The sequence below is a fragment of the Kaistia defluvii genome, from assembly GCF_040548815.1.
Taxonomy (GTDB): domain Bacteria; phylum Pseudomonadota; class Alphaproteobacteria; order Rhizobiales; family Kaistiaceae; genus Kaistia; species Kaistia defluvii_A.
The window spans coordinates 1,997,049-2,018,593 of the sequence record NZ_JBEPSM010000001.1 but is presented as its reverse complement, the minus strand read 5'-3'; the positions used below and the strand labels follow the sequence as shown (position 1 = coordinate 2,018,593).

17 protein-coding genes and 1 pseudogene are annotated in these 21,545 nt (G+C 66.1%); 10 read left to right on the top strand and 8 right to left on the bottom strand.

Going from position 1 to position 21,545, the window contains the following annotated elements; genetic code table 11:
* Window positions 1–52: 52 nt before the first annotated feature.
* Entirely contained in the window at window positions 53–1,159 is a 1,107-nt protein-coding gene (locus ABIE08_RS09490; protein ID WP_354550520.1) for an FUSC family protein, read from the top strand.
* Here ABIE08_RS09490 and iolB read toward each other — a convergent pair.
* The 5 genes from iolB to ABIE08_RS09465 form a co-directional block, all read right to left on the bottom strand.
* The gene (gene iolB / locus ABIE08_RS09485; protein WP_354550518.1) at window positions 1,156–1,953 is read right to left on the bottom strand and encodes a 5-deoxy-glucuronate isomerase; all 798 of its coding nucleotides are present in this window, start codon (window positions 1,951–1,953) and stop codon (window positions 1,156–1,158) included. The two genes, ABIE08_RS09490 and iolB, sit on opposite strands and share 4 nt — an antisense overlap.
* A 196-nt stretch (window positions 1,954–2,149) precedes the next feature.
* On the bottom strand, window positions 2,150–3,034 hold the full coding sequence (gene iolE, locus ABIE08_RS09480; RefSeq protein ID WP_354550517.1) for a myo-inosose-2 dehydratase: 885 nt from the start codon (window positions 3,032–3,034) through the stop codon (window positions 2,150–2,152).
* A 484-nt stretch (window positions 3,035–3,518) separates the two neighbouring features.
* Entirely contained in the window at window positions 3,519–5,366 is a 1,848-nt protein-coding gene (gene iolD / locus ABIE08_RS09475) for a 3D-(3,5/4)-trihydroxycyclohexane-1,2-dione acylhydrolase (decyclizing) (protein ID WP_354551642.1), read from the bottom strand.
* 763 nt (window positions 5,367–6,129) lie between these two features.
* Window positions 6,130–8,067 (bottom strand): bifunctional 5-dehydro-2-deoxygluconokinase/5-dehydro-2-deoxyphosphogluconate aldolase, encoded by a 1,938-nt coding sequence (locus ABIE08_RS09470; protein WP_354550515.1) that lies wholly within the window; start codon window positions 8,065–8,067, stop codon window positions 6,130–6,132.
* Between the two features lie 129 nt (window positions 8,068–8,196).
* A complete protein-coding gene (locus ABIE08_RS09465) occupies window positions 8,197–9,036 on the bottom strand; it encodes a MurR/RpiR family transcriptional regulator (RefSeq protein WP_354550513.1) in 840 nt (279 codons plus the stop codon).
* 204 nt (window positions 9,037–9,240) lie between these two features.
* Here ABIE08_RS09465 and ABIE08_RS09460 point away from each other — a divergent pair, with 204 nt between their 5' ends.
* From ABIE08_RS09460 to rfbA, 8 genes are all read left to right on the top strand, one after another.
* On the top strand, window positions 9,241–10,164 hold the full coding sequence (locus ABIE08_RS09460) for a sugar ABC transporter substrate-binding protein (RefSeq protein WP_354550511.1): 924 nt from the start codon (window positions 9,241–9,243) through the stop codon (window positions 10,162–10,164).
* 162 nt (window positions 10,165–10,326) lie between these two features.
* Window positions 10,327–11,454: an ABC transporter permease gene (locus ABIE08_RS09455; RefSeq protein WP_354550509.1), complete on the top strand. Its 1,128-nt coding sequence runs from the start codon at window positions 10,327–10,329 to the stop codon at window positions 11,452–11,454.
* Window positions 11,454–12,233: an ATP-binding cassette domain-containing protein gene (locus ABIE08_RS09450; RefSeq protein WP_354550507.1), complete on the top strand. Its 780-nt coding sequence runs from the start codon at window positions 11,454–11,456 to the stop codon at window positions 12,231–12,233. The genes ABIE08_RS09455 and ABIE08_RS09450 overlap by 1 nt, the downstream gene beginning before the upstream one ends.
* A 32-nt stretch (window positions 12,234–12,265) precedes the next feature.
* Window positions 12,266–13,384, top strand: coding sequence for a Gfo/Idh/MocA family protein (locus ABIE08_RS09445; RefSeq protein WP_354550506.1), 1,119 nt, complete (start codon window positions 12,266–12,268; stop codon window positions 13,382–13,384).
* A gap of 82 nt (window positions 13,385–13,466) precedes the next feature.
* Window positions 13,467–14,462, top strand: coding sequence for an inositol 2-dehydrogenase (iolG, locus tag ABIE08_RS09440; protein ID WP_354550504.1), 996 nt, complete (start codon window positions 13,467–13,469; stop codon window positions 14,460–14,462).
* 89 nt (window positions 14,463–14,551) lie between these two features.
* Window positions 14,552–15,607: a dTDP-glucose 4,6-dehydratase gene (gene rfbB, locus ABIE08_RS09435; RefSeq protein WP_354550502.1), complete on the top strand. Its 1,056-nt coding sequence runs from the start codon at window positions 14,552–14,554 to the stop codon at window positions 15,605–15,607.
* The gene (rfbD, locus tag ABIE08_RS09430) at window positions 15,607–16,491 is read left to right on the top strand and encodes a dTDP-4-dehydrorhamnose reductase (protein WP_354550500.1); all 885 of its coding nucleotides are present in this window, start codon (window positions 15,607–15,609) and stop codon (window positions 16,489–16,491) included. The genes rfbB and rfbD overlap by 1 nt, the downstream gene beginning before the upstream one ends.
* Window positions 16,488–17,360 (top strand): glucose-1-phosphate thymidylyltransferase RfbA, encoded by an 873-nt coding sequence (gene rfbA, locus ABIE08_RS09425; RefSeq protein WP_354550498.1) that lies wholly within the window; start codon window positions 16,488–16,490, stop codon window positions 17,358–17,360. Before rfbD ends, rfbA begins: the two co-directional genes overlap by 4 nt.
* A gap of 15 nt (window positions 17,361–17,375) precedes the next feature.
* On the opposite strand, the gene rfbC is transcribed toward rfbA, so the two are convergent.
* Window positions 17,376–17,927: a dTDP-4-dehydrorhamnose 3,5-epimerase gene (rfbC, locus tag ABIE08_RS09420; protein WP_354550496.1), complete on the bottom strand. Its 552-nt coding sequence runs from the start codon at window positions 17,925–17,927 to the stop codon at window positions 17,376–17,378.
* A gap of 212 nt (window positions 17,928–18,139) precedes the next feature.
* Between rfbC and ABIE08_RS09415 the strand changes: the two genes are divergently transcribed.
* Window positions 18,140–18,745, top strand: a complete 606-nt coding sequence (locus ABIE08_RS09415) for a phosphatase PAP2 family protein (protein WP_354550494.1) — start codon at window positions 18,140–18,142, stop codon at window positions 18,743–18,745.
* 3 nt (window positions 18,746–18,748) lie between these two features.
* On the opposite strand, the gene cueR is transcribed toward ABIE08_RS09415, so the two are convergent.
* Together cueR and ABIE08_RS09405 are read right to left on the bottom strand one after the other, a co-directional pair.
* Window positions 18,749–19,192, bottom strand: coding sequence for a Cu(I)-responsive transcriptional regulator (gene cueR, locus ABIE08_RS09410; protein WP_354550492.1), 444 nt, complete (start codon window positions 19,190–19,192; stop codon window positions 18,749–18,751).
* Between the two features lie 18 nt (window positions 19,193–19,210).
* A pseudogene (locus ABIE08_RS09405) lies at window positions 19,211–21,445 on the bottom strand (heavy metal translocating P-type ATPase); the annotation flags it as partial.
* Between the last annotated feature and the right edge of the window lie 100 nt (window positions 21,446–21,545).

The following is a 21,545-nucleotide window of genomic DNA, read 5'->3' as shown; positions in this document are numbered from 1 at the left end:
CATGATCCCGCCCTGGGGTCGCTTCCCGAAACTCTTTAAGCGGGTGAGCCGCGTGCCAATCCATCGCCTTCTTCGCGCCCGGATCCCGGTGCGTCGGTACAGCCAGGAAATGTTCGCGTTTCGGCGCGGCGACATCCGGCCGGAAACCGTCATTGCCTGCATGCCGGCGATCGCCATCTGCCTCGCGGCCGGCATCGTGTTCGGACGGCCGGATTTTGGCCTGGTCGCGGCCAGCGGCGCCTTCTCGGTCGGCTTCGGCGCCTATCAGCGCTTCACGGCCGTGCGCGCCGCCCCGATGATCCTCGCCATGGCGGGCATGAGCGCGGCTGCCTGTGTCGGGTCGTTTTCCGGCAGCTACCTGCCGCTGATGATCCTGTTTTCCGCCATGTTCGGCGCGCTTTGCGGCGGCGCCAACGCCGCCGGCCCGGCCGCCTGGTGGATCACGCTGCAATGGGCGATCGCCTTCTTCGTCGCCGACGCCTATCCCTCCGACATCCAGGGCGCGCTGGGGCGGGCGGGCCTGATTTTCAGCGGCGGCCTGCTGCAGATCGCGCTGGTGACGCTGGTCTGGGTGCTGGCCGGCAAGTCGGCTGTTATTCGCGAGCATGACGGCTCCGATCACTGGCAGGACCTGTTCGCCGTGATGGGCCGCCGCCTGACCGGGCATTCCGACACGCTGCGGATTGCCATTGCCACGGCGATCCTGGCGGTGGCGACGACCCTGCTCACCAAGACGACGCAGATCCCGAACGGCTACTGGATCCCGGTGACGGCGCTGATCATCCTGAAGCCGCAATCCGACAAGACGGTCGAGCGCGTCGTCTTCCGCATCTGCGGCACGGTCGCCGGCGCCGGCATCGCCACGCTGATCGCAGCGCTGCTACGGCCCGATGACAGCTTGCTGGCGGTGCTGGTGGTCCTGCTCGCCGGCGTCGCCTATTCGATGCAGCGCTCCGGCTATGCCGCCTTCGTCGCCTGCGTCACGGCCTGCGTCGTCTTCCTGGTGGCGCTGGCCGGCCTGCCGGAGATCCAGGTGGTCGAGCATCGCATCATCGCCACCGTGATCGGCGGGCTGCTGGCGCTGGCGACCGCGGTCTGCGTCGAGGCGTGGGACCGGCGGGCGCAGCGTGGCGCCGAGCCGCCGGCCACCGACGGCTAGCGCTTCAGCAGCCACTCATGCTCGGGATCGTTGTGGAACTTCCACGTCCGCTTCGGCCCGGCCATGACGTTGAGATAATAGAGATCGTAGCCATGGACGGTGGCGCAGGGGTGATAGCCCCTGGGCACCAGCGTCACCACGCCGTCCTCGACCAGCATCGTCTCGTCGAGCGTGCGGTCGTCGGTATAGACGCGCTGGAAGGCGAAGCCCTGCGGCGGGTTGAGGCGGTGGTAGTAGGTTTCCTCGAGCTGCGATTCCGCCGGCAGGTTGTCGGTGTCGTGCTTGTGCGGCGGATAGCTCGAGGTGTGGCCGCCGGGCGTGATCACCTCGACGACCAGCAGCGAATCCGCCGCCGCTGTCTCGGGCAGGATGTTGGTGACGTAGCGCGTGTTGGTGCCGGTGCCCCGCGTCTCCTGCGTGACCTTGTCGGGCCGGATATGGCGCGGCGGCAGGTTGCCGCCGGTCGACGGCGCGGAGCAGACGGCGAGCGTCACCGGCGTCGTCGCCGTCACCATCCAGTCATGATCGGCCGGCACGTAGACTGAGTCCGGCTTGCCGTCGAAGGGCGACATCCGCTCGCCCAGAATGTTGAAATCGACATCCTCGATGATGATGCGCGCCTTGCCGGAAACCAGCACCAGGCAGACCTCGCGGTCATTGGTGTTGGCCTGCGCCATCTCGCCCGGCGCAAGCTGGTAGAGATCAAAGCCGACATGCGACCATCCCGCCGATTGCGGCGTGACGTGGATGGTCTGGCCCTTGCTGCCGATCGGCTTGACGAGAAGATCTGCCATGAAGGTCTCCCTGGATTGCAACACAGGCTTGGGCCGAAACTCCACTTCACCTCTCCCTGAGGGAGAGGTCGGAGCGAAGCTCCGGGTGAGGGTTTAGGGAACTTGCCCGGTGAGGCCGTAAACCCTCACCCGCCGCACTGCGTGCGTCGACCTCTCCCTCAGGGAGAGGTGAAGAACCGCGTGGTGCAAAGTCCCTTTACCGCTTCAGTCCCGCAGCATCGATAAACCGGTTGAGATTGTCGAATCCCATCTTCACATAGCGCGCCGGTGGCGCCTTGACGGGGTCCTGTTCGGCCTCGATGACGATCCAGCCGGCATAGTGCGGGATCTCCCGGAACACGGCGACATAGTCGATCGCGCCGTCGCCCGGCACGGTATAGACGCCGGCCAGCACGCTATTGAGGAACGACCAGTCGCCGGCGGCCGCCTGCTTCGCCACGTCCGGGCGGACGTCCTTGGTGTGGACATGGGCGATGCGGTCGCGATAGTGCCGCGCCAGCCGGACCGGGTCGCCGCCCGCCCAGGTGATGTGGCCGGTATCGAGCAGCAGCTTGACCGCCGGCCCCGTCGCCTCCATCAGCCGGTCGATCTCGGCCTCGGTCTGGATCACCGTGCCCATGTGGTGGTGGTAGACCAGCGTCAGCCCCTCGCGGGAAAGATAGTCGGCGAACTCGGTCAGCCGCGTGGTGAAGCGGCCCCATTCGACCTCGCTCATCAGCGGCCGCGTCGAAAGCGGCGCGGATTGCGTGCCATGGATGGTGCGGGTGCATTCCGCCGCGATGAACACCTTGCAGCCGAACGCCTTCAACAGGTCGATATGAGCGCGGGCCTGCTTCCACTCTTCCTCGGCGTCGCGCTCGATCAGGAAGGTCGAATACCAGCCGCCGACGAGGTCGAGGCCATGAGCGGCCAGGATCGGCCGCAGCGTCTCCGCGTCGCGCGGAAACTTGTGGCCGAGCTCCATGCCCTCGATGCCGATGGCCTTCGCCTCGGACAGGCATTGCTCGAGCGAGATGTCGCCGCCGATGTCCTGCTTGTCGTCATTGGACCAGCAGATCGGGTTGGCGCCGATGCGGATCATGGGGTGCTTCCTCGTTGGTTTGTCGGCGGTATCGGTTCTGGTTGGCGTTCCCTCTCCCGCGCGTGGGAGAGGCTAGGGGCTTTGCTTTTGGCTTCACCTCTCCCTCAGGGAGAGGTGAGGGATCTCGTTCATCCCATTCAAGCTTCCCTCCGCCCGTCATCCCGGGCAAGCGAAGCGCGACCCGGGATCCATATCTCCGCCGGGCGGCTGGCGGGTGGATGGATCCCTGCTTTCGCAGGGATGACGACCGAGGTTGTTGTTCCATTGTGCCTACGCTCCCGTCATCCCGGACCGTCTCCGATCATCCCGCAACGCTTTCGGCTTCAACTCTTGCCTCGAGCGAAGCTCAAGACACTCGCCGTCATCCCGGGCTTGACCCGGGATCCATTCAGCCGACTGCCTTGGGAGGCTGAATGGATCCCCGCCTTCGCGGGGATGACGCCGGAGCAGGGGACGGAGGGGCACGGGACGGAGAGGGCGAACGTCAATCCACCACCCGCTGCGCCTGCATCGCCTTCTCGTATTCCTTGCGCGCCGCGTTCACCTGGGGCCGCGGACTGACTTCCGGGACGGCGACGTCCCACCAGTTGCCGCCTTCCTCGGTCGTCACCAGCGGGTCGGTGTCGATGACCAGCACTGTCGTGCGGTCGTTCGTCACCGCGGCGGCGAGGCCCGCTTCCAGTTCGGCGATCGAGGCGACCTTGGTCGCGATCGCGCCGAGGCTCGCCGCATGCGCGGCGAAATCGATCGACGGCAGGACGTCGTGCCGGGCGTCCTTGAGCAGATTGTTGAAGTTGGCGCCGCCGGTGGCCATCTGCAGCCGGTTGATGCAGCCATAACCGGCATTGTCGAGCACGACGATGGTGAGCCGCAGCCCCAGCATGACCGAGGTGGCGATCTCGGAATTCATCATCAGATAGGAGCCGTCGCCAACCATGACGACGACTTCCTGGTCCGGCTTCGCCATCTTGACGCCGAGCCCGCCGGCGATCTCGTAGCCCATGGTCGAATAACCATATTCGAGATGGTAGGAGCCGGGCGCGCCCGCCTGCCAGAGCTTGTGCAACTCTCCCGGCAGGCCGCCGGCGGCGCAGACCACCGTCGCGCCGGATCCGAGCGCCCGCTGCACCGCGCCGATCACCTGGCCGTCCGAGGGAAGCGCCGCATTGGTGGCGGCGGTCGCCTTGTCGGCCGCGCGGAACCAGAGGTTGCGCCCCTCTGCTGCGCGCTCCGTCCAGTCTTCCGGGGCGCTCAGCGCTTCGAGCTGCAATCCGATCTCGCGAAGGCCCGCTTGCGCGTCGGCGACCAGCGGCAGCGCCCGATGCTTGGTCGCGTCGAACACCTGCGTGTTGAGGCCGATGATCGTCTTGCCGTTCTGGAACAGCGACCAGGAGCCGGTGGTGAAATCCTGCAGCCTGGTGCCGACTGCGAGGATGACGTCGGCGTCCCGCGCCAGCTCGTTGGCGGCGGAGGTGCCTGTGACGCCGATCGAGCCCATGTTGAGCGGATGGTCGGCCGGCAGCGAGGATTTGCCCGCCTGCGTCTCGGCGACGGGAATGCCATGCGCTTCGGCGAAGTTGGCGAGCGTCTCCGTCGCGCCGGAGTAGAGCACGCCGCCGCCGGCGATGATCAGCGGCTTCCGCGCCGTGCGCAAAGCTGCGACCGCGGCGGCCAGTTCGTCGTCGGAAGGTCGTGGCCGGCGCTGCGTCCAGACCTTCTCGTCAAAGAAGGCTTCCGGATAGTCATAGGCCTCTGCCTGCACGTCCTGGCAGAGCGACAGCGTCACCGGGCCGCAATCGGCCGGGTCGGTCAGAACGGCCATGGCGCGGGGCAGGGCAGCGAGGATCTGCTCGGGCCGGGTGATGCGGTCGAAATAGCGCGAGATCGGGCGGAACACGTCATTGACCGAGACCGTGCCGTCGGCGAAATCCTCGACCTGCTGCAGCACCGGGTCGGGCCGCCGGTTGGCGAAGATGTCGCCGGGCAGGAACAGGACGGGCAGGCGGTTCACATGCGCCATGGCGCAGGCGGTCACCAGGTTGGTGGCGCCGGGGCCGATCGAGCTGGTCACCGCCATCATGCGGCGGCGGAAGCTCGCCTTGGCATAGGCGATGGCGGCATGCGCCATCGCCTGCTCGTTATGGGCGCGGAAGGTCGGCAGCGCGTCGCGATGCTGATAGAGCGCCTCGCCGATCGCGGCGACATTGCCATGGCCGAAGATCGCCCAGACGCCGGCGAAGATCGGCACGGTCTTGCCGTCGATGATGGTCTTCTGGCTGGCGAGATAACGCGTCAGCGCTTGCGCCATGGTGAGACGGATGGTGGTCATCAGGCTGTTTCCTCGCCCATTTTTGTCGCGCTCCGCCCCGGTCGTCTGGGACGGTCTCCCTTGTTCTTCAAGCTAGTCTCTCACGGCTGTCGCCGCGAGAGACGGAGCCTCGCCTTCTTCACCTCTCCCTCAGGGAGAGGTCGACGGCCGCGGGCCGGCGGGTGAGGGGTTCAGCCCTTACCCGTGAGATCGCAGCCCCTCACCCGGAGTTTCGCTCCGACCTCTCCCCATGGGAGAGGTGAAGATCTTCCCTCGCGCCCGCATCGCACCGCCCGCATTCCCACCCTCGCCGTCATCCCGGGCGAAGACCCGGGATCCATTCAGCGGGGTTGGCCGCCACGCGAGACGCCCGAGGCCGCGGATGGATGGATCCCTGCTTTCGCAGGGATGACGACCGAGGGTGTTGAGTCCTTCTCGTCCACCCTCGGCAGTCAGGCTCCGCCCGCCTTACCATCCTCTCCGTCATCCCTGCGAAAGCAGGGATCCACTCTTCCACTCTTCCATTCTTGTCCTCTCTTCAGACGCGTGGGCGCCGCCGCATGGGTCCCTGCTTTCGCAGGGATGACGACGGAGGGTGTTGAGTGCTTCTCGTCCACCCTCCTCAGTCAGCTCCGCCCGCTTTTCCATCCTTCCGTCATCCCTGCGAAAGCAGGGATCCATTCTTCCATTCCAGTCCTCACTTCAGACGCCGAGGCTGCCGGCTCCCCGCCTTCGCGGGAATGACGACCGAGTGGGGGGGACCCTGGCGGCCCTCCAAAAAAGAACCTCACGCCACCTCCGGCTGCCGCGTCGATTCCCAGGCTGCCACCAGCTTGCCGAAGCGGGTCGCCATGTCGGCCACCGCCGCCTCGTCGTCGATGTGGCCGGAAAGCCAGCCTTCCGCGGCTTCCGCGAAGATCGTCCGGCCGACAGCAAAACCCTTGACCAGAGGCGTCGCGGCGGCGATGCGGAAGGCGGCGACCAGCTCGCTTTCCGGCGCCTCCAGCCCGAGCAGCACGATGCCCCGGCAGAGCGGATCGTGGGCTGCAATCACCTGTTCGATGGCGCGCCACGCGGCCGGGCTCGTCTGCGGCTCCAGCTTCCACCAGTCCGGCTTGATGCCGAGCTCGTAGAGCCGGGCGAGGATCGACGACACGGTGGTCTCGGTCAGCGCGCCATGCTTTCCGGCGATGATCTCGATCAGAAGTTCGCGGCCCACGGTCCGCGCCGCGTCGGCGACGCGCAGCAATTCGCGCTCCTGCTTCGCCTTCAGTTCTGCGCTGTCGTCAGGATGATAGAAGCAGAGGCACTTGATCGTGTGGCCGATCGGCCATTCGGCCAGGTGGCTGCCGAGATCGGCCATATGGTCGAAGTCGAGCGGGCGCGAGCCGGGTCTCTCGACCGGCCGGCCGATCCAGAAACCGTGTTCGGCGGCGCGCGGAAACGCCTTCTGGCCATAGGTGGAATCGAGCAGCATGCCGAAGCCTGGCCGCCCCTTGGCGACCCGCGCCGCCGCTTCGACCGCCAGCGCCTTGATGCCCTCGATTTTTTCCCGCGGCACGTTCAGCCGGTCGGCCACCGCCTCCAGCTGCGAGCGATGGTCGATCGCCAGCGCCATCAGGGTCTCAGGTTGCTTGCGGCGCGTGGTGGCCCAGTGCAGATGGTTGAGCGCCGCGTCCTTGCGCAAAGCGCGGTGCGAACTGCCATGCTCGAGGAACCAGGAAAGCTCGGCCCAGGTCGGATATTCCGGCGAGCAGAGCAGCCGCGACACCGCGAAGGCGCCGCAGGCATTGGCCCAGGTGGCGGCGGTTTCCAGCGCCTCGCCCTTCAGCCAGCCGCGCAGGAAGCCGGACATGAAAGCGTCGCCGGCGCCGAGGACGTTATAGACCTCGATCGGAAAGCCCTTGCCGACGATGCCCTGTTCTAGATCGTCGGGGATCGCGCCCTCATAGACGATGCAGCCCATGGCGCCGCGCTTCAGCACGATGGTCGCCTGGGACAGCGCCCGGATCGTCTTCAGCGCACCGAGCACATCATCGGCGCCGGACGCGATGCGGATTTCCTCCTCGGTGCCGACGATCAGGTCGCAATCCCGCAGGATCGACTTCAGCTGCTCGGAGACGCGGTCAGATTTCACATAGCGGGCGAAGCCGTCGCCATGGCCGGCGAGGCCCCAGAGATTGGGGCGGTAGTCGATGTCGAACACGACCTTGCCGCCATGCGCCTTGGCGATCCGGATCGCCTTGCGCTGCGCCTTGTCGCTGTTCTCGCGTGAGAAATGCGTGCCGGTGACGACGATCGCCTCGGCCGAGGCGATGAAGGCCTCGTCGATATCCGCCTCCGACAGCGCCATGTCGGCGCAATCGGTGCGGTAGAAGATCATCGGCGAGACGCCCTCATCCTCGACGGCGAGCAGCACCAGCGCCGTCAGCCGGTCGGGGTCGGTGGCGATGCCGTTGGTCGCCACGCCCTCGCGCATCATCTGCTCGCGGATGAAGCGACCCATCTGCTCGTCGCCGACGCGGGTGATGACCGCCGACTTCAGGCCGAGCCGGGCCGTGCCGATCGCGATGTTGGACGGGCAGCCGCCGACCGACTTGGCGAAGGAGGTGATGTCCTCGAGGCGGGAGACGATCTGCTGGCCGTAGAGGTCGACCGAGGATCGCCCGATGGTGATCACGTCGAGCGGTCGGGCCGGCGTGTCGCCCCCACGAGCCTGGGTCATCGCAATCTCCGTCCCGGTTAACGAGGGGGTTACGGGCCGTTACCAGAAAACGGCCGCGACGCACCCTGACTTACGCGGGGAAGTGAAACAAAAATTCTGCGATTTCGTCAATATGGAATATTCGAACCGTCAACTGCGACGTGCTTCGGCGACGGCGACGGTCAGCGTCATGGCGAGCGCCATGGAGGCGGAGAGCGAGCGGAAGCCTTCGTAGTCGGCCTCGACCACTTCGAACCAGACGCCGATCTTGGGGATCAGCGGGCTGAACGGGCTGTCGGTGATGACCACCAGCGGCGTGCCGCCCTCGTTGATCTGGCGCGCGTAATTGAGCGTCGCCGAGGCATAGGGCGTGAAGGAGATGGCGATCGCGGCGTCGCGCGGCGTGGCGAAGGAGAGCGTTTCCGGGTCGTTGCCCTGGGCCGAGCCGACCAGAACCGACTTCACGCCGAGCTTGCCGAAGGCGTAGCTCATATAGGAGGTGACGGGGAAGGAGCGGCGCTGGCCGATCAGATAGATCGTCTCGGCGCGGGCGAGCAGGGCTGCCGCCTCGTCGATCTGCTCGACCTGCACGCGCTCGCGGAGCGAGCCTACCGACCGTTCCGCTGCCTTGCAAAACCCGGCAAAAAGCGTGGCCGACTTGCTGTCGCCGGCGACATGCGAGCGCAGCGACGACAGGCGTTCGGAGTAGTTGGAGGTGCGGTCGCGCAGCCGGTCCTGGAATACGGCCTGCAGGTCGGAAAAGCCCTGATAGCCAAAGGCCTGGGCGAAGCGCACCAGCGTCGAGGGCTGGACCTCGGCCTTTTCGGCGATGCTGGCCGCCGTGCCGAAGGCGACATCGTCGGGATTGGCGACGGCGTAGATGGCGACCTGAGCGAGGCGCTTCGGCAGCGTCTCCTTCCGGCTCACCATCAGATTGCGCAGGCTCCAGAAATCGCGGGGCGGCAGGGCGTCATTGTCGTCGAGGGTCATGATCGCGGTTCTTTCCTACGCATTCGCGCAGCTTTCTCCGACTTCGGCGCGAAAATCAACTCTTGACGCGCATCCGGGTTGATGGAATGAATATTCCGGCATCGGATATGAGGGTTCATTTATTCCGGAATATCGATGCGGCGAAATCACAGAGCAGCAAAAACGGCCGGATTCTCGCATTTTTTCATTCTCGGGAGGAATGTCATGAAGATGAAATTGAAGGCAATGCTCGCGGCCACGGCTCTTGCCGTCTCCGCCGTCGCCGCGCATGCCGATATCATCGTTGTCAGCCACGGCCAGGCGTCGGATCCGTTCTGGTCGGTGGTCAAGAACGGTGTCACCGAGGCCGGCAAGGATCTAGGCGTCAAGGTCGACTACCGCGCGCCGGAAACCTTCGACATGGTCGCGATGGCGCAGCTGATCGATGCGGCCGTCAACCAGAAGCCGGAGGGCCTCGTCGTCTCGATCCCGGATGCGGATGCGCTCGGGCCGTCGATCCAGAAGGCCGTTGCGGCCGGCATTCCCGTCATCTCGATGAACTCGGGCTCCGATGTCTCGAAGAAGCTCGGCGCGCTGCTGCATGTCGGGCAGAGCGAATATGATGCCGGCAAGGCCGCCGGCGCGAAGCTGAAGGAAATGGGCGGCAAGAAGGGAATTTGCGTCAACCACGAGGTTGGCAATGTCTCCCTCGACGTTCGTTGCAAGGGCTTCACCGATGGCTTTGGCGCCGTCACCGTCCTGCCGACCTCGAACGATCCCGCCGACGTGAAGGCCAAGGTGAAGGCGGCGCTTGCCTCCGATACCGCGATCGACACGATCCTGACGCTGAACGCCTCGCTCGCCGGTGAGCCCTCTGTCGCCGCGGTCGGCGAATCCGGGATGGACGGCAAGGTCCATGTCGCCAGCTTCGACCTGTCGTCGGGTCTCCTGCAGGCCATCGCCGACGGCAAGGCAGCCTTTGCCATCGATCAGCAGCAGTTCCTGCAGGGCTACCTGCCGGTCGCCTTCCTGGCGCTGCACAGCAAATATGGTCTGATGCCGGGCGGCGACGTCCCCTCGGGCCCCAATCTCGTGACCAAGGACTCGGCCGCCAAGGTCATCGAGCTCTCGTCCAAGGGCATTCGCTAGCCGCAATCTGGCCGGATGCGCGCGGGCCCGAGGGCCGGCGCGCATCAAGCTTGTTGGCCGCCCGGTTTCGCTCGGGCGTGCCGGATGAACACCTTTCGAAAACGAGCCGGCGTTCTCAAGCGATCTGCGTGAATGCAGACGTGCGCGCCAGCGGGAGCGACCATGACCGACCGCAGCAGCCCGACCGAACTGATCCCAGACGAACGCATCCGGCCCGCCTCGGTCGTTACCCGCATCCTGCGGCGGCCCGAGCTCGGCGCCGTCCTCGGGCTTGTCATCGTCACGGTCTTCTTCATTGGCATCGCCAATCCGGTGATGTTCGAATTGTCGGGCATCGTGAATTTCATGGCGCCGGCAGCCCAGCTCGGCATCCTGGCGATCGGCGCCTCGCTGCTGATGGTAGGCGGTGAGTTCGACCTCTCGGTCGGCTCGATGGTGGCTTTTGCGGGCCTGATCTTCGCCGCCTGCGTCGTCACCTTCGGCTTGCCGCTGCCCGTGGCGATCGTCATTACGTTTGCCTGCGCCGCTGCCTTCGGCTTCTTCAACGGCCAGCTGGTTCTCTATACGGGCCTGCCCAGTTTCATCGTCACGCTGGCGTTTCTTTTCGTGTTGAGGGGGCTTTCGCTGGTCGGCCTCAAATGGGCGACCGGCGGCGCGACGCAGCTGCGCGGCGTACGCGAGGCCGCGACCGATACTCCGCTCGACGCGTTCTTCTACAATCTCTTCTCCGGCGACGCGTTCGAGGGTCTGTTCGTCTGGCTCGCGGCGCATGACTGGATCGCCAAGTTTCCCAACGGCCAACCCAAGGTCACGGGCGTGCCCGTTGAGATCATCTGGTTCGTCGCCCTGGCGATCATCGCCGCGGTGGTGCTGGCGCGAACCCGTTATGGCAACTGGATCTTTGCCTCGGGCGGCGACGCGAACGCGGCGCGAAACTCCGGTGTTCCGACGCGGCGCGTCAAGACTTCGCTCTTCGTCCTGACGGCCTGCTGCGCCGCGCTGGTTGCGATCCTGACCGTGCTCGATGCCGGATCGACGGACGCCCGGCGCGGCTTCCAGAAGGAGTTCGAAGCGATCATTGCGGCGGTCATTGGCGGGTGCCTGCTGACCGGCGGCTATGGCTCGGTCATCGGCGCTGCGATCGGGGCGATCATCTTCGGCATGGTGCTGATCGGGCTCACCTATACCTCGATCGACCAGGACTGGTATCTCGTCTTCCTCGGCGGCATGCTTCTGATGGCGGTGTTCTTCAACAACATCATCCGCAAGCGCGTGACGGGAGAGCGGTGATGACGACACCTATCCTGGAAATGCGCGATATCGAGAAGCATTTCGGCTCCGTCGTTGCGCTGGCGGGCGTGTCGGTATCGATCCAGGCCGGCGAGGTTCATTGCCTGCTGGGCGACAACGGCGCCGGCAAGTCGACCTTCATCAAGACCATGTCGGGCGTTCACCGGCTGACCAAGGGCGAGATGTTCGTCAACGGCGAACCGGTCAATTTCACTAGTCCGCGCCAGGCGCTCGATGCCGGCATCGCCACGGTCTACCAGGACCTCGCCATGATCCCGCTGATGTCGGTGACGCGGAACTTTTTCATGGGCCGGGAGCCGGTCAAGGGCATCTGGCCGTTCCGCTTCATGGATATGGGCTTCTGCGACCGGGTCACGCGTGAAGAAATGAAGCGCATCGGCATCGACGTGCGCGATCCCGGCCAGGCCGTCGGCACCTTGTCGGGCGGCGAGCGTCAGTGCGTCGCCATCTCGCGGGCCGTCTATTTCGGCGCCAAGGTCCTGATCCTCGACGAGCCGACCTCGGCGCTTGGCGTGCGCCAGACCTCGATGGTGCTCAAATATATCGACATGGTGCGCAAGCGCGGGCTTGGCGTCGTCTTCATCACCCATAATGTCCGCCATGCCATGGCCGTCGGCGATCGCTTCACGGTGCTGAACCGCGGCAGGACCCTAGGCACGGCGACGCGCGGCGAGATCTCGGCGGACGAATTGCAGAATCTGATGGCGGGCGGCAAGGAGCTTGCGGACCTCTCCTCGGAACTGGGCGGCACCGTCTAGAGACCCTCTCTCATCCTCGGGAAATGACCAGCATGAAATCCCTCGGTATCGGCCTGATCGGCACCGGCTACATGGGCAAGTGCCACGCACTGGCCTGGAACGCCGTCGCGCCGACCTTCGGCGATGTGGCGCGGCCGAGGCTGGTGCATCTCGGCGAGGCCAACGAGGCATTGGCCGCACAAAAGGCAGCAGAACTGGGCTTTGCCCGCGCGTCCGGTGATTGGCGCGCCGTGGTCGAGGATCCGGAAGTCGATGTCGTCTCGATCACGACGCCGAACCAGTTTCATGCCGAGATGACAATCGCCGCGCTCCAGGCGGGCAAGCATGTCTGGTGCGAGAAGCCGATGGCGACGTCGGAGGCCGATGCGCTCGCCATGCTGGAGGCGGCGGAAGCCTCGGGCAAGGTGGCGGCGCTCGGCTACAACTATATCCAGAACCCCGCCATCCGGCATATGAGCGGGCTGATCGGCCAGGGCGCGATCGGCATGGTCAATCACGTCCGTGTCGAGATGGACGAGGACTTCATGGCCGATGCGGCCGCGCCGTTCGGCTGGAAGAGCGAGGCGGCGTCGGGTTATGGCGCGCTCGACGATTTCGCCGTCCATCCGCTGTCGCTGCTCTCTGTGCTGGTTGGACGGATAACGAGCGTCGTCGTCGACATGGCCAAGCCGTATGCCGAACGGCCGCTCGCCTCCGGCGGCAGCCGCGCGGTCGAAACGCACGACATCGCCAATATCCTGTTCCGGCTTGAAAGCGGCGCTTCCGGCAGTCTGCTGGTCAATCGCTCCGCCTGGGGCCGCAAGGGCCGGATCGCCATCCAGATCTTCGGCTCGGAAGGCTCGCTGCTCTACGACCAGGAGCGCATGAACGAGCTGCAACTGTTCCAGGCGCGCGGTCCCGTTGCTGAGCGGGGCTTTCGCACCATTCTGACGGGAACCGCGCATCCGCCCTATGATCGCTTCATCCCGGCGCCCGGCCATGGTCTCGGCTTCAACGATCTTAAGGTGATCGAGGCGCGCGAGTTGATGCGCCGGATCGCCGGCGAGCCCGCGCATCTGATCGAATTCGCGACGGGTCTGCAGATCGAACGCGCCGTTCACGCCATGGCTCGCTCGCATGAGGTGCGAGGCTGGGTGGACGTGCCGGAATAGTCCAATTGCCCAAGAGGCCGCGCGCCTTGTCGGGGCGGCGCGGCAGATCGTCTACTTCGCATGAGCTTTCAGGGACTTTGACATGACCGTGAGACTGGGACTTCTGGGCGCCGGGCGTATCGGCAAGGTGCATGCAGGCGCGATCGCCGCGAATGCCGGCGCGACGCTGGTTGCCGTCGCCGACGCCTTTCCGGACGCGGCCAAGGCGCTGGCTGCCTCGACCGGCGCGGACGTGCGCGACGCCGACGCGATCATGAACGCGTCCGACATCGACGCCGTGCTGATCACCACACCGACCGACCTCCACGCCACGATGATCGAACAGGCGGCGCGCGCGAAGAAGGCGATCTTCTGCGAAAAGCCGATCGATCTCGACGTCACCCGCGTCAAGGAATGCCTCGCCGTCGTCAAGGCGGAGAAGGCGCTGCTCATGGTCGGCTTCAACCGCCGCTTTGATCCGAACTTCATCGAGGTGCGCCGCCAGATCGACGAAGGCGCCATCGGCAAGATCGAGATGGTGTCGATCACCTCGCGCGATCCCGGTCCGCCGCCTGCCGATTACATCAGCCGTTCCGGCGGTCTGTTCCGCGACATGACGATCCATGATTTCGACATGGCGCGCTTCCTGCTCGGCGAGGAGCCGGCCAGCGTCTATGCCTCCGCCTCGGTGCTGGTCGATCCGGAGATTGGCAAGCTCGGCGACTTCGATAGTGCCTCCATCGTGCTGACGACGAAATCCGGCCGCATCGCGCAGATCTCGAATTCGCGCCGCGCCAGCTATGGCTACGACCAGCGCATCGAGGTGCATGGCTCGAAGGGGCTGGTCAGCGCCGACAATCTGCGCGCCACCAATGTCGAGATCGCCAATGGCGACGGCTATCGCCGCGAGCCGCTGCTCAACTTCTTCATGACCCGCTACACCGAGGCCTATCGCAACGAGATCGCCGCCTTCATCGCCGCCGTCAAGGATGGCGGACCGGCGACGCCCTCGGGCGAGGATGGCTGGAAGGCGCTGGTGCTGGCGGACGCGGCGCTGCAATCGGTCCGGGAAAAGCGCGCGATCCCCGTCTCGATCTGAGGCCCCGGTCCTTCACGGGGCGATCACGCCTTTGCGATGCCATGTTGAAGCGCTAGGCTTGGCGCTTCCAACAGGGTGGCACGTTTCCTATGCGCGTTCTTGTTACCGGCGGCGCCGGGTTCATCGGATCGGCCTTGTGCCGGCATCTGGTCGGCGAACTCGGCGTGGGCGTTGTCAATGTCGACAAGCTCACCTATGCCGCGAACCTCGCCTCGCTGGCCCCGATCGCCGACGATCCGCTCTACACTTTCGTCCGCGCCGACATCTGCGACCCCGTGGCCATGGCCGATGTCTTCCGCCGGTATGAGCCGGACGGCGTGATCCATCTAGCCGCCGAAAGCCATGTCGACCGCTCGATCGGCAGCCCCGGTGCTTTTCTGCAGACCAACATCATGGGTACGGCGACGCTGCTGGAGGCGGTGCGGGCCTATCAGGACCGGCTCGGCGCCGAGAAGCGGGCGGCGTTCCGCTTCCTGCATGTCTCGACCGACGAGGTTTTCGGCACGCTTGGCCCGAGCGGGCTGTTCCACGAGGCCTCGCCTTATGATCCGTCTTCGCCCTATTCGGCCAGCAAGGCGGCGTCCGACCATCTGGTCCGGGCCTGGCAGCGCACCTATGGCCTGCCGGCGCTGATCTCCAACTGCTCGAACAATTACGGGCCCTACCATTTCCCGGAAAAGCTGATCCCGCTGGTCATTCTGAACGCCATCGAGGGGGCGCCGATCCGCGTTTATGGCGATGGCTCGAACGTTCGCGACTGGCTGCATGTCGAGGACCATGCCCGCGCTCTGTTCCTGGCGCTGACCCGCGGTTCCCCGGGCGAGAGCTACAATATCGGCGGCCGCAACGAGCGGGCCAATCTCGAGGTGGTGCAAAGCATCTGCGCGATCCTCGACCAGCGTCGCGGGGGTAAGCCGCACGCCGAACTGATCGAATTCGTCGCCGACCGTCCGGGCCATGACCAGCGCTACGCCATCGACCCGACCAAGGCCGAGGCGGAGCTGGGCTGGCAGGCGGCGGAAAGCTTCGACAGCGGCATCGAGAGGACGGTCGACTGGTATCTCGACCGGCGCGACTGGTGGGAGCCGATCCGCAGCGGCGTCTATCGCGGCCAGCGGCTCGGCCTGCTCGAAGGCGCTCCTTGATGCGGATCTTCGTCGCCGGTTCGAGCGGCCAGCTGGCGCGCGCCTTGAAAGCGCGGGGGGCGGCCCATGGGCATCTTGTCGAAACCTTCGGCCGGCCGGTTCTGGATCTGGCTGATCCTGACGGCGCCGCTGCGCTCATCGAGGGCTTCGCGCCCGACCTGGTCCTCAACGCGGCCGCCTATACGGCGGTCGACCGTGCCGAGAGCGAGGCGGAACTCGCCATGGCCATCAACCGCGACGGCGCGGCGCAGCTCGCTGCCGGCGCGCGCAAGCTCGGTCTGCCGTTTCTGCATGTCTCGACCGACTACGTCTTCGACGGCGAGAAGCGCGCGCCGTATGTCGAGGTGGACGCGACCCATCCGCTCGGGGTCTATGGCCACACCAAGCTCGAGGGCGAACGCCAGGTTCTGGCCGAAAATCCCGACGCGCTTATCTTCCGCACCGGCTGGGTCTATGGCGCTGATGGCGGCAATTTCGTCCGCACCATGATCCGCCTCGCGGGCGAGCGTGAAAACCTCGACATCGTCGCGGACCGCTATGGCAATCCGACCTTGGCTGCCGATCTCGCCGATGGCCTTCTGACGATCGCCGCGAAGGCGAGGGGGGCGTCTGGCGGTGTCTTCCACCTTGCCGGCAACGCCGAGGCAAGCTGGTTCGATCTCGCCGCCGGCGTCATGGCGCGGCTTTCCGCGGCCGGGCGCAAGGTGCCAGCGCTCGGCAAAATCTCGGGCGATGCCTATATCGCCCCGGCGGCGCGGCCGCGCGATTCCCGGCTCGATTGTACGCGGGCGGAGCAGGTCTTCGGCGTTCGCTTGGCCGGCTGGCCGCAAAGCCTCGGCGTCGCCGTCGACGCCATCCTCGATTCCGATCGGAGCGCGGCATGAAGGGCATCGTTCTCGCCGGCGGCGCCGGAACACGGCTGCATCCGATGACGCTGGTCACCAGCAAGCAATTGCTGCCGATCTACGACAAGCCGATGATCTATTACCCATTGTCGACGCTGATGCTGGCCGGCATTCGCGACATCCTGATCATCTCGACGCCGCAGGACCTGCCGAAATTCCAGGCCCTGCTCGGCGACGGTTCGCAATGGGGCATCGCGCTTTCCTATGCCGAACAGGCGGCGCCGGAAGGCCTGGCTCAGGCCTATCGGATCGGCGCCGATTTCGTTGCCGGCTCGCGCTCGGCTCTGATCCTCGGCGACAACATCTTCTTCGGCCATGGACTGACGGGACTGCTGGCCGACGCGCGAGCCCGGACCCTTGGCGCGACCGTGTTCGCCTACCACGTCCAGGATCCCGAGCGGTATGGCGTGGTCGCCTTCGACCGCGACCGGAAGGCCGTCTCGATCGAGGAAAAGCCGAAGGAGCCGAAATCGAACTGGGCGGTTACCGGGCTCTATTTCTATGACGAGGCGGTTGTCGACATCGCGGCCGACCTCAAGCCCTCGGCGCGTGGCGAACTGGAAATCACCGACGTCAACAGCGCCTATCTCGAACGCGGTGCGCTGCATGTCGAGAAGATGGGTCGCGGCTATGCCTGGCTGGACACGGGCACGCCGGACAGCCTGATCGAAGCTTCGGAATTCGTACGCACCTTCGAGAAGCGGCAGGGGCTGAAGATCTGCTGCCCCGAGGAAGTCGCCTATCTCATGGGCTTCATCGACGCCGCCGCGCTGGAGCGTCTCGGCGTTGCGCTCGGCAAGAGCACCTACGGCCAGTATCTGCTGAACATGGTTCTGGCCGACCGCTGAGGCGTCGATTCCGCTTTAGGGCTGAAGAACGGCGAGGCGCGGATGCTTCCGGTCGCGATCCGAAAGGGTCGCGTCCGCCTCGGCAACCGGCCAGAGAATCCCGAGCGCCGGATCGTCCCAGGCGAGGCCGCGATCGTGCTCGGGGCTGTAATAATCGGACGCCTTGTAGAAGACCTCCGTGTCCTCTTCCAACGTGCAGAAGCCATGCGCGAAGCCGGCCGGGACGTAAAGTTGCGCCCGGTTCTCGGCTGAAAGCGTAACCGCGACATGCTGCCCGAAGGTCGGCGAGGCGGGGCGGATATCGACTGCCACATCGAGGATCGAGCCGCGCAGCACCCGCACCAGCTTGGCCTGCGCGCGCGGATCGAGCTGGAAATGCAGGCCCCGCACCGTGCCGGCCGGACGGGAAAAGGACTGATTGTCCTGGACGAAGCGCACGCCAGGCGCGACGTCGCGGTCGAAGAGATCCTGCCGGAAGGCCTCGAAGAAGGTGCCCCGTGCGTCGCCATGCACTTTCGGGTGGATAAGCGCCGGGCCCTCGATGGCGAAGCGTTCGATGGTGGTCATGCTGGAAAACGGTCCGGTTCGCCGATGGGAGCGTCAGCTTGACCGCGATCACGGCCCGGATGCAAGCCGCGTCGGCGCATCGCCGCATGGACAGCGCGTTTGACGGTCGCCATGGTGGCGCTCACGCGCAGGAAGCGGGGCGAATCGCGCCGGCTGGCGCGGCGCAGCGCCGGCAGGGGCAGCGTCTTCCGTCGTTCGTTCTGGATTCCTGCATGTCGCTTCGTCCCCTCACCATTTTCGTCACGAGCTTTGGCGGCCAGGGCGTGATCCTGCCGATCCTGCTACTGGTCACACTGATCCTGCTCATCTCCGGCCAGAGGCGGGCGGCAGTCTGGTGGGCGTTTTCGGTTGCCTTGGTGCTGGGGCTCGTGCTGGTCGCCAAGATCGCCTTCATCCCCTGCGGCCGTTATCTCGGCGCCCTCGATCTTCGCAGCCCGAGCGGACATGCCGGCGCATCCATGGCGGTCTATGGGGGTCTCGCCGTGCTGGTGGCGCGGCTGGCGCGGAGCCGGGCGCTCGCGGGACTGGCGCTTCTCTGTGGTTTTGGCATTGCCCTGGCCATTGCCGTCACGCGCGTGGTGCTGGGCGCCCATAGCGTTTCCGAGACGATCCTGGGCGGTGCGATCGGCCTGATCGCGCCGCTGTTTCTGGCCAGCCGGCCGGATCTGTTCGTGCGGCCCGTCCGGCTCAAATGGATCTGGCTGCTTGTGGCGCCGGTGATCGTGGTGGCGCTGCTGCATGGCGTCGAACTCGGCGCCGAGTCGGTCATCGAGCGCATCGCACGCGAACTCAACGCGTGGCTCGGCGTCTGCCGCTGAGCGTCAGTTTCGTCCGCGCAGGGCCGGCTTGCGGGCGGGCGCGGCTTTCCCGGGTTCCGAGATGGCGGCGAGATCGTCGAGAATGGGGCAATCCGGCCGTTCGTCGCCATGGCAATGGCCGGCGAGATGGCGCAGCGTGCGCGCCATTCCCTCCAGTTCATGGATCCGTTTCTCGATCTCGGCGACATGCTGCAGCGCCACGCGCTTGACGTCGGCGCTCTCGCGCGCCTTGTCCTGCCAAAGGGCCAGCAGCGTACCCATCTCCTCGACCGAGAAGCCGAGGTCGCGGGCGCGGCGGATGAAGCGCAGCGTCTCGACGTCCCGGGTCGAATAGACCCGGTAGCCGGACTCGGTGCGCAGTGCCGCCGGGATCAGGCCGATCTGCTCGTAATAGCGGATCATCTTGGCGGAAACGCCGGAGGCGGCGGAGGCTTCACCGATGTTCATCGTGTTGATCTTCCTTGTCTATTCGGCCGGCCGATAGCGCTTGAGGCGCAGCGCGTTACCGACCACGAAGACGCTCGACATCGCCATGGCGCCGGCCGCCAGCATTGGCGACAGCAGCCAGCCGAAGGCCGGATAGAGCGCGCCGGCGGCGATCGGGATCAGGGCGGCGTTGTAGGCAAAGGCCCAGAACAGATTTTCCTTGATGTTGCGGATCGTTGCTTCCGACAGGCCGATCGCCTTGACCACGCCGCCGACGTCGCCGGACATCAGCACGACATCGGCGCTCTCGATGGCGACGTCGGTGCCGGTGCCGATCGCGATTCCGACATCGGCGGCGGCCAAGGCGGGGGCGTCGTTGATGCCGTCGCCGACGAAGGCGACCTTGGCGCCGCGCGCCTTAAGCCTTTCCACCGCCTCGACTTTTCCGTCCGGCAACACTTCGGCCAGCACCTCGTCGATGCCGAGTTTCCGGGCGATCGCCTCGGCGGTGGCTCGGTTGTCGCCCGTCACCATGACGACGCGACGACCGAGCTTGTGCAGCGCGGCCACGGCGGCGGCGGAACTCGGCTTCACCGGATCGGCGATGGCGAGGATGGCAGCAAGCTTGCCGTCGATGGCGACATAGAGCGGCGACCGGCCCTCGTTGCCCAGGCGGGTGGATTCGGCAGCGAATCCAGAGACATCGAGCCCGAGCTTGGCCATGAAGCGGTCGGCGCCGACGGCAACGGCGTTGCCATCCGCCTCGGCGCGCACACCGTAGCCGGGCACGGCCTCGAAGTTGGTGACGGCCGGCAGGTCAAGCCTAGATTCCTTCGCCGCCGCGACCAGCGCGATGCCGATCGGGTGCTCCGACCGGCCTTCTACGGCCGCCGCCAGCCGCAGCACGAAATCGCGCTCGGAGGGGTTAACAGCAGTCAGGTCCGTTAACCCTGGACGCCCTTCTGTTAGCGTTCCGGTCTTGTCGATGGCGACGATCGACGTGTCGCGCAGCGTCTGCAGCGCGTCGCCCTTGCGGAACAGCACGCCGAACTCGGCAGCCCTTCCGGTCGCGACCATGATCGAGGTCGGCGTCGCCAACCCCATGGCGCAGGGGCAGGCGATGATCAGCACCGCGACGGCATTGACCAGTGCGAAGGAGAGGGCGGGCTCGGGTCCGAAGATCAGCCAGACGAGGAAGGTGACGAGGGCAGCCGCCATCACCGCCGGCACGAACCATTGGGTGACCTTGTCGACCAGGGCCTGGATCGGCAGCTTGGCGCCCTGGGCGCTCTCGACCATGCGGATGATCTGCGCCAGCACCGTGTCGGCGCCGACCTTTTCGGCCCGGAACGAGAAACTGCCGGTCTTGTTGATCGTGCCGCCGACGACGGCCGCGCCGACCGACTTCTCGACCGGCACGGGCTCGCCGGTGATCATCGCCTCGTCGACGAAGGACGAACCGTCGCTGACAATGCCGTCGACGGGGATCTGGTCGCCCGGGCGGACCAGAAGGACGTCGCCGACCTTGACCGCGTCGAGTTCAACCTCGACCGGCTGGCCATCCCGCAGCAGGCGGGCGGTCTTCGGGCGCAGCTTGACCAGCTTGCGGATCGCCGCGCCCGTCCGGCCCTTGGCGCGCGCTTCCAGCATGCGGCCGAACAGCACCAGCGTGACGATGACGGCGGCGGCTTCGAAATAGACATAGCCGGTGCCGGCCGGCAGCAGGCCCGGCAGGAAGGTGGCGACGGTCGAATAGAGATAGGCGGCGCCGGCGCCGATCGCGACGAGGGCATTCATGTCCGGGGCGAGGCGGGCCAGCGCCGGCAAGCCCTTGCGGAAGAAGCGCAGGCCGGGCCCGAACAGCACCAGGGTGGTCAGGGCGAACTGGAGATAATTGTTCCAGGGGCCGAGCGTCATCATCACCCAGTGGTGCAGCGCCGGGATCAGATGCGACCCCATTTCGACGATGAAGATCGGCAGGGTCAGGGCGGCGGCGATCGCGAGCGAGCGGGCGAGGGCTGCCGCCTCGGCGTCGCGCTTTTCGGACATGTCGTCCGGCGCGTCGGTGGCGGCGATGGCATGCGCGTCATAGCCGATGCCGCGCACGGCTTCTTCCAGCGCGGCGGTAGACACCGCGCCGGCCGGGGCCAGGATGGTGGCGCGTTCGGTGGCAAGGTTGACGCTGGCGCGGGAGACGCCCGGGACCTTCGAAAGCGCCTTTTCCACGCGCGCCACGCAGGACGCGCAGGTCATTCCCTCAATCGCGAGATCGAGTTCCTGATCCGCCAGAATCTGGCGCGGGGAGGGTAAGCTGGTCATCGAGGCGGCCTTTCATTGGCGTGATGACGATATAGGTAAAGCTTCCCATTATTGG

Bases quoted from the DNA above. Each gene is read 5' to 3' on its own strand.
- iolB (WP_354550518.1), bottom strand. From the start codon at position 1,953: ATGGCAGATCTTCTCGTCAAGCCGATCGGCAGCAAGGGCCAGACCATC.
- iolE (WP_354550517.1), bottom strand. From the start codon at position 3,034: ATGATCCGCATCGGCGCCAACCCGATCTGCTGGTCCAATGACGACAAG.
- ABIE08_RS09470 (WP_354550515.1), bottom strand. From the start codon at position 8,067: ATGACCCAGGCTCGTGGGGGCGACACGCCGGCCCGACCGCTCGACGTG.
- ABIE08_RS09465 (WP_354550513.1), bottom strand. From the start codon at position 9,036: ATGACCCTCGACGACAATGACGCCCTGCCGCCCCGCGATTTCTGGAGC.
- ABIE08_RS09460 (WP_354550511.1), top strand. From the start codon at position 9,241: ATGAAGATGAAATTGAAGGCAATGCTCGCGGCCACGGCTCTTGCCGTC.
- ABIE08_RS09455 (WP_354550509.1), top strand. From the start codon at position 10,327: ATGACCGACCGCAGCAGCCCGACCGAACTGATCCCAGACGAACGCATC.
- ABIE08_RS09450 (WP_354550507.1), top strand. From the start codon at position 11,454: ATGACGACACCTATCCTGGAAATGCGCGATATCGAGAAGCATTTCGGC.
- ABIE08_RS09445 (WP_354550506.1), top strand. From the start codon at position 12,266: ATGAAATCCCTCGGTATCGGCCTGATCGGCACCGGCTACATGGGCAAG.
- iolG (WP_354550504.1), top strand. From the start codon at position 13,467: ATGACCGTGAGACTGGGACTTCTGGGCGCCGGGCGTATCGGCAAGGTG.
- rfbB (WP_354550502.1), top strand. From the start codon at position 14,552: ATGCGCGTTCTTGTTACCGGCGGCGCCGGGTTCATCGGATCGGCCTTG.
- rfbD (WP_354550500.1), top strand. From the start codon at position 15,607: ATGCGGATCTTCGTCGCCGGTTCGAGCGGCCAGCTGGCGCGCGCCTTG.
- rfbA (WP_354550498.1), top strand. From the start codon at position 16,488: ATGAAGGGCATCGTTCTCGCCGGCGGCGCCGGAACACGGCTGCATCCG.
- rfbC (WP_354550496.1), bottom strand. From the start codon at position 17,927: ATGACCACCATCGAACGCTTCGCCATCGAGGGCCCGGCGCTTATCCAC.
- ABIE08_RS09415 (WP_354550494.1), top strand. From the start codon at position 18,140: ATGTCGCTTCGTCCCCTCACCATTTTCGTCACGAGCTTTGGCGGCCAG.
- cueR (WP_354550492.1), bottom strand. From the start codon at position 19,192: ATGAACATCGGTGAAGCCTCCGCCGCCTCCGGCGTTTCCGCCAAGATG.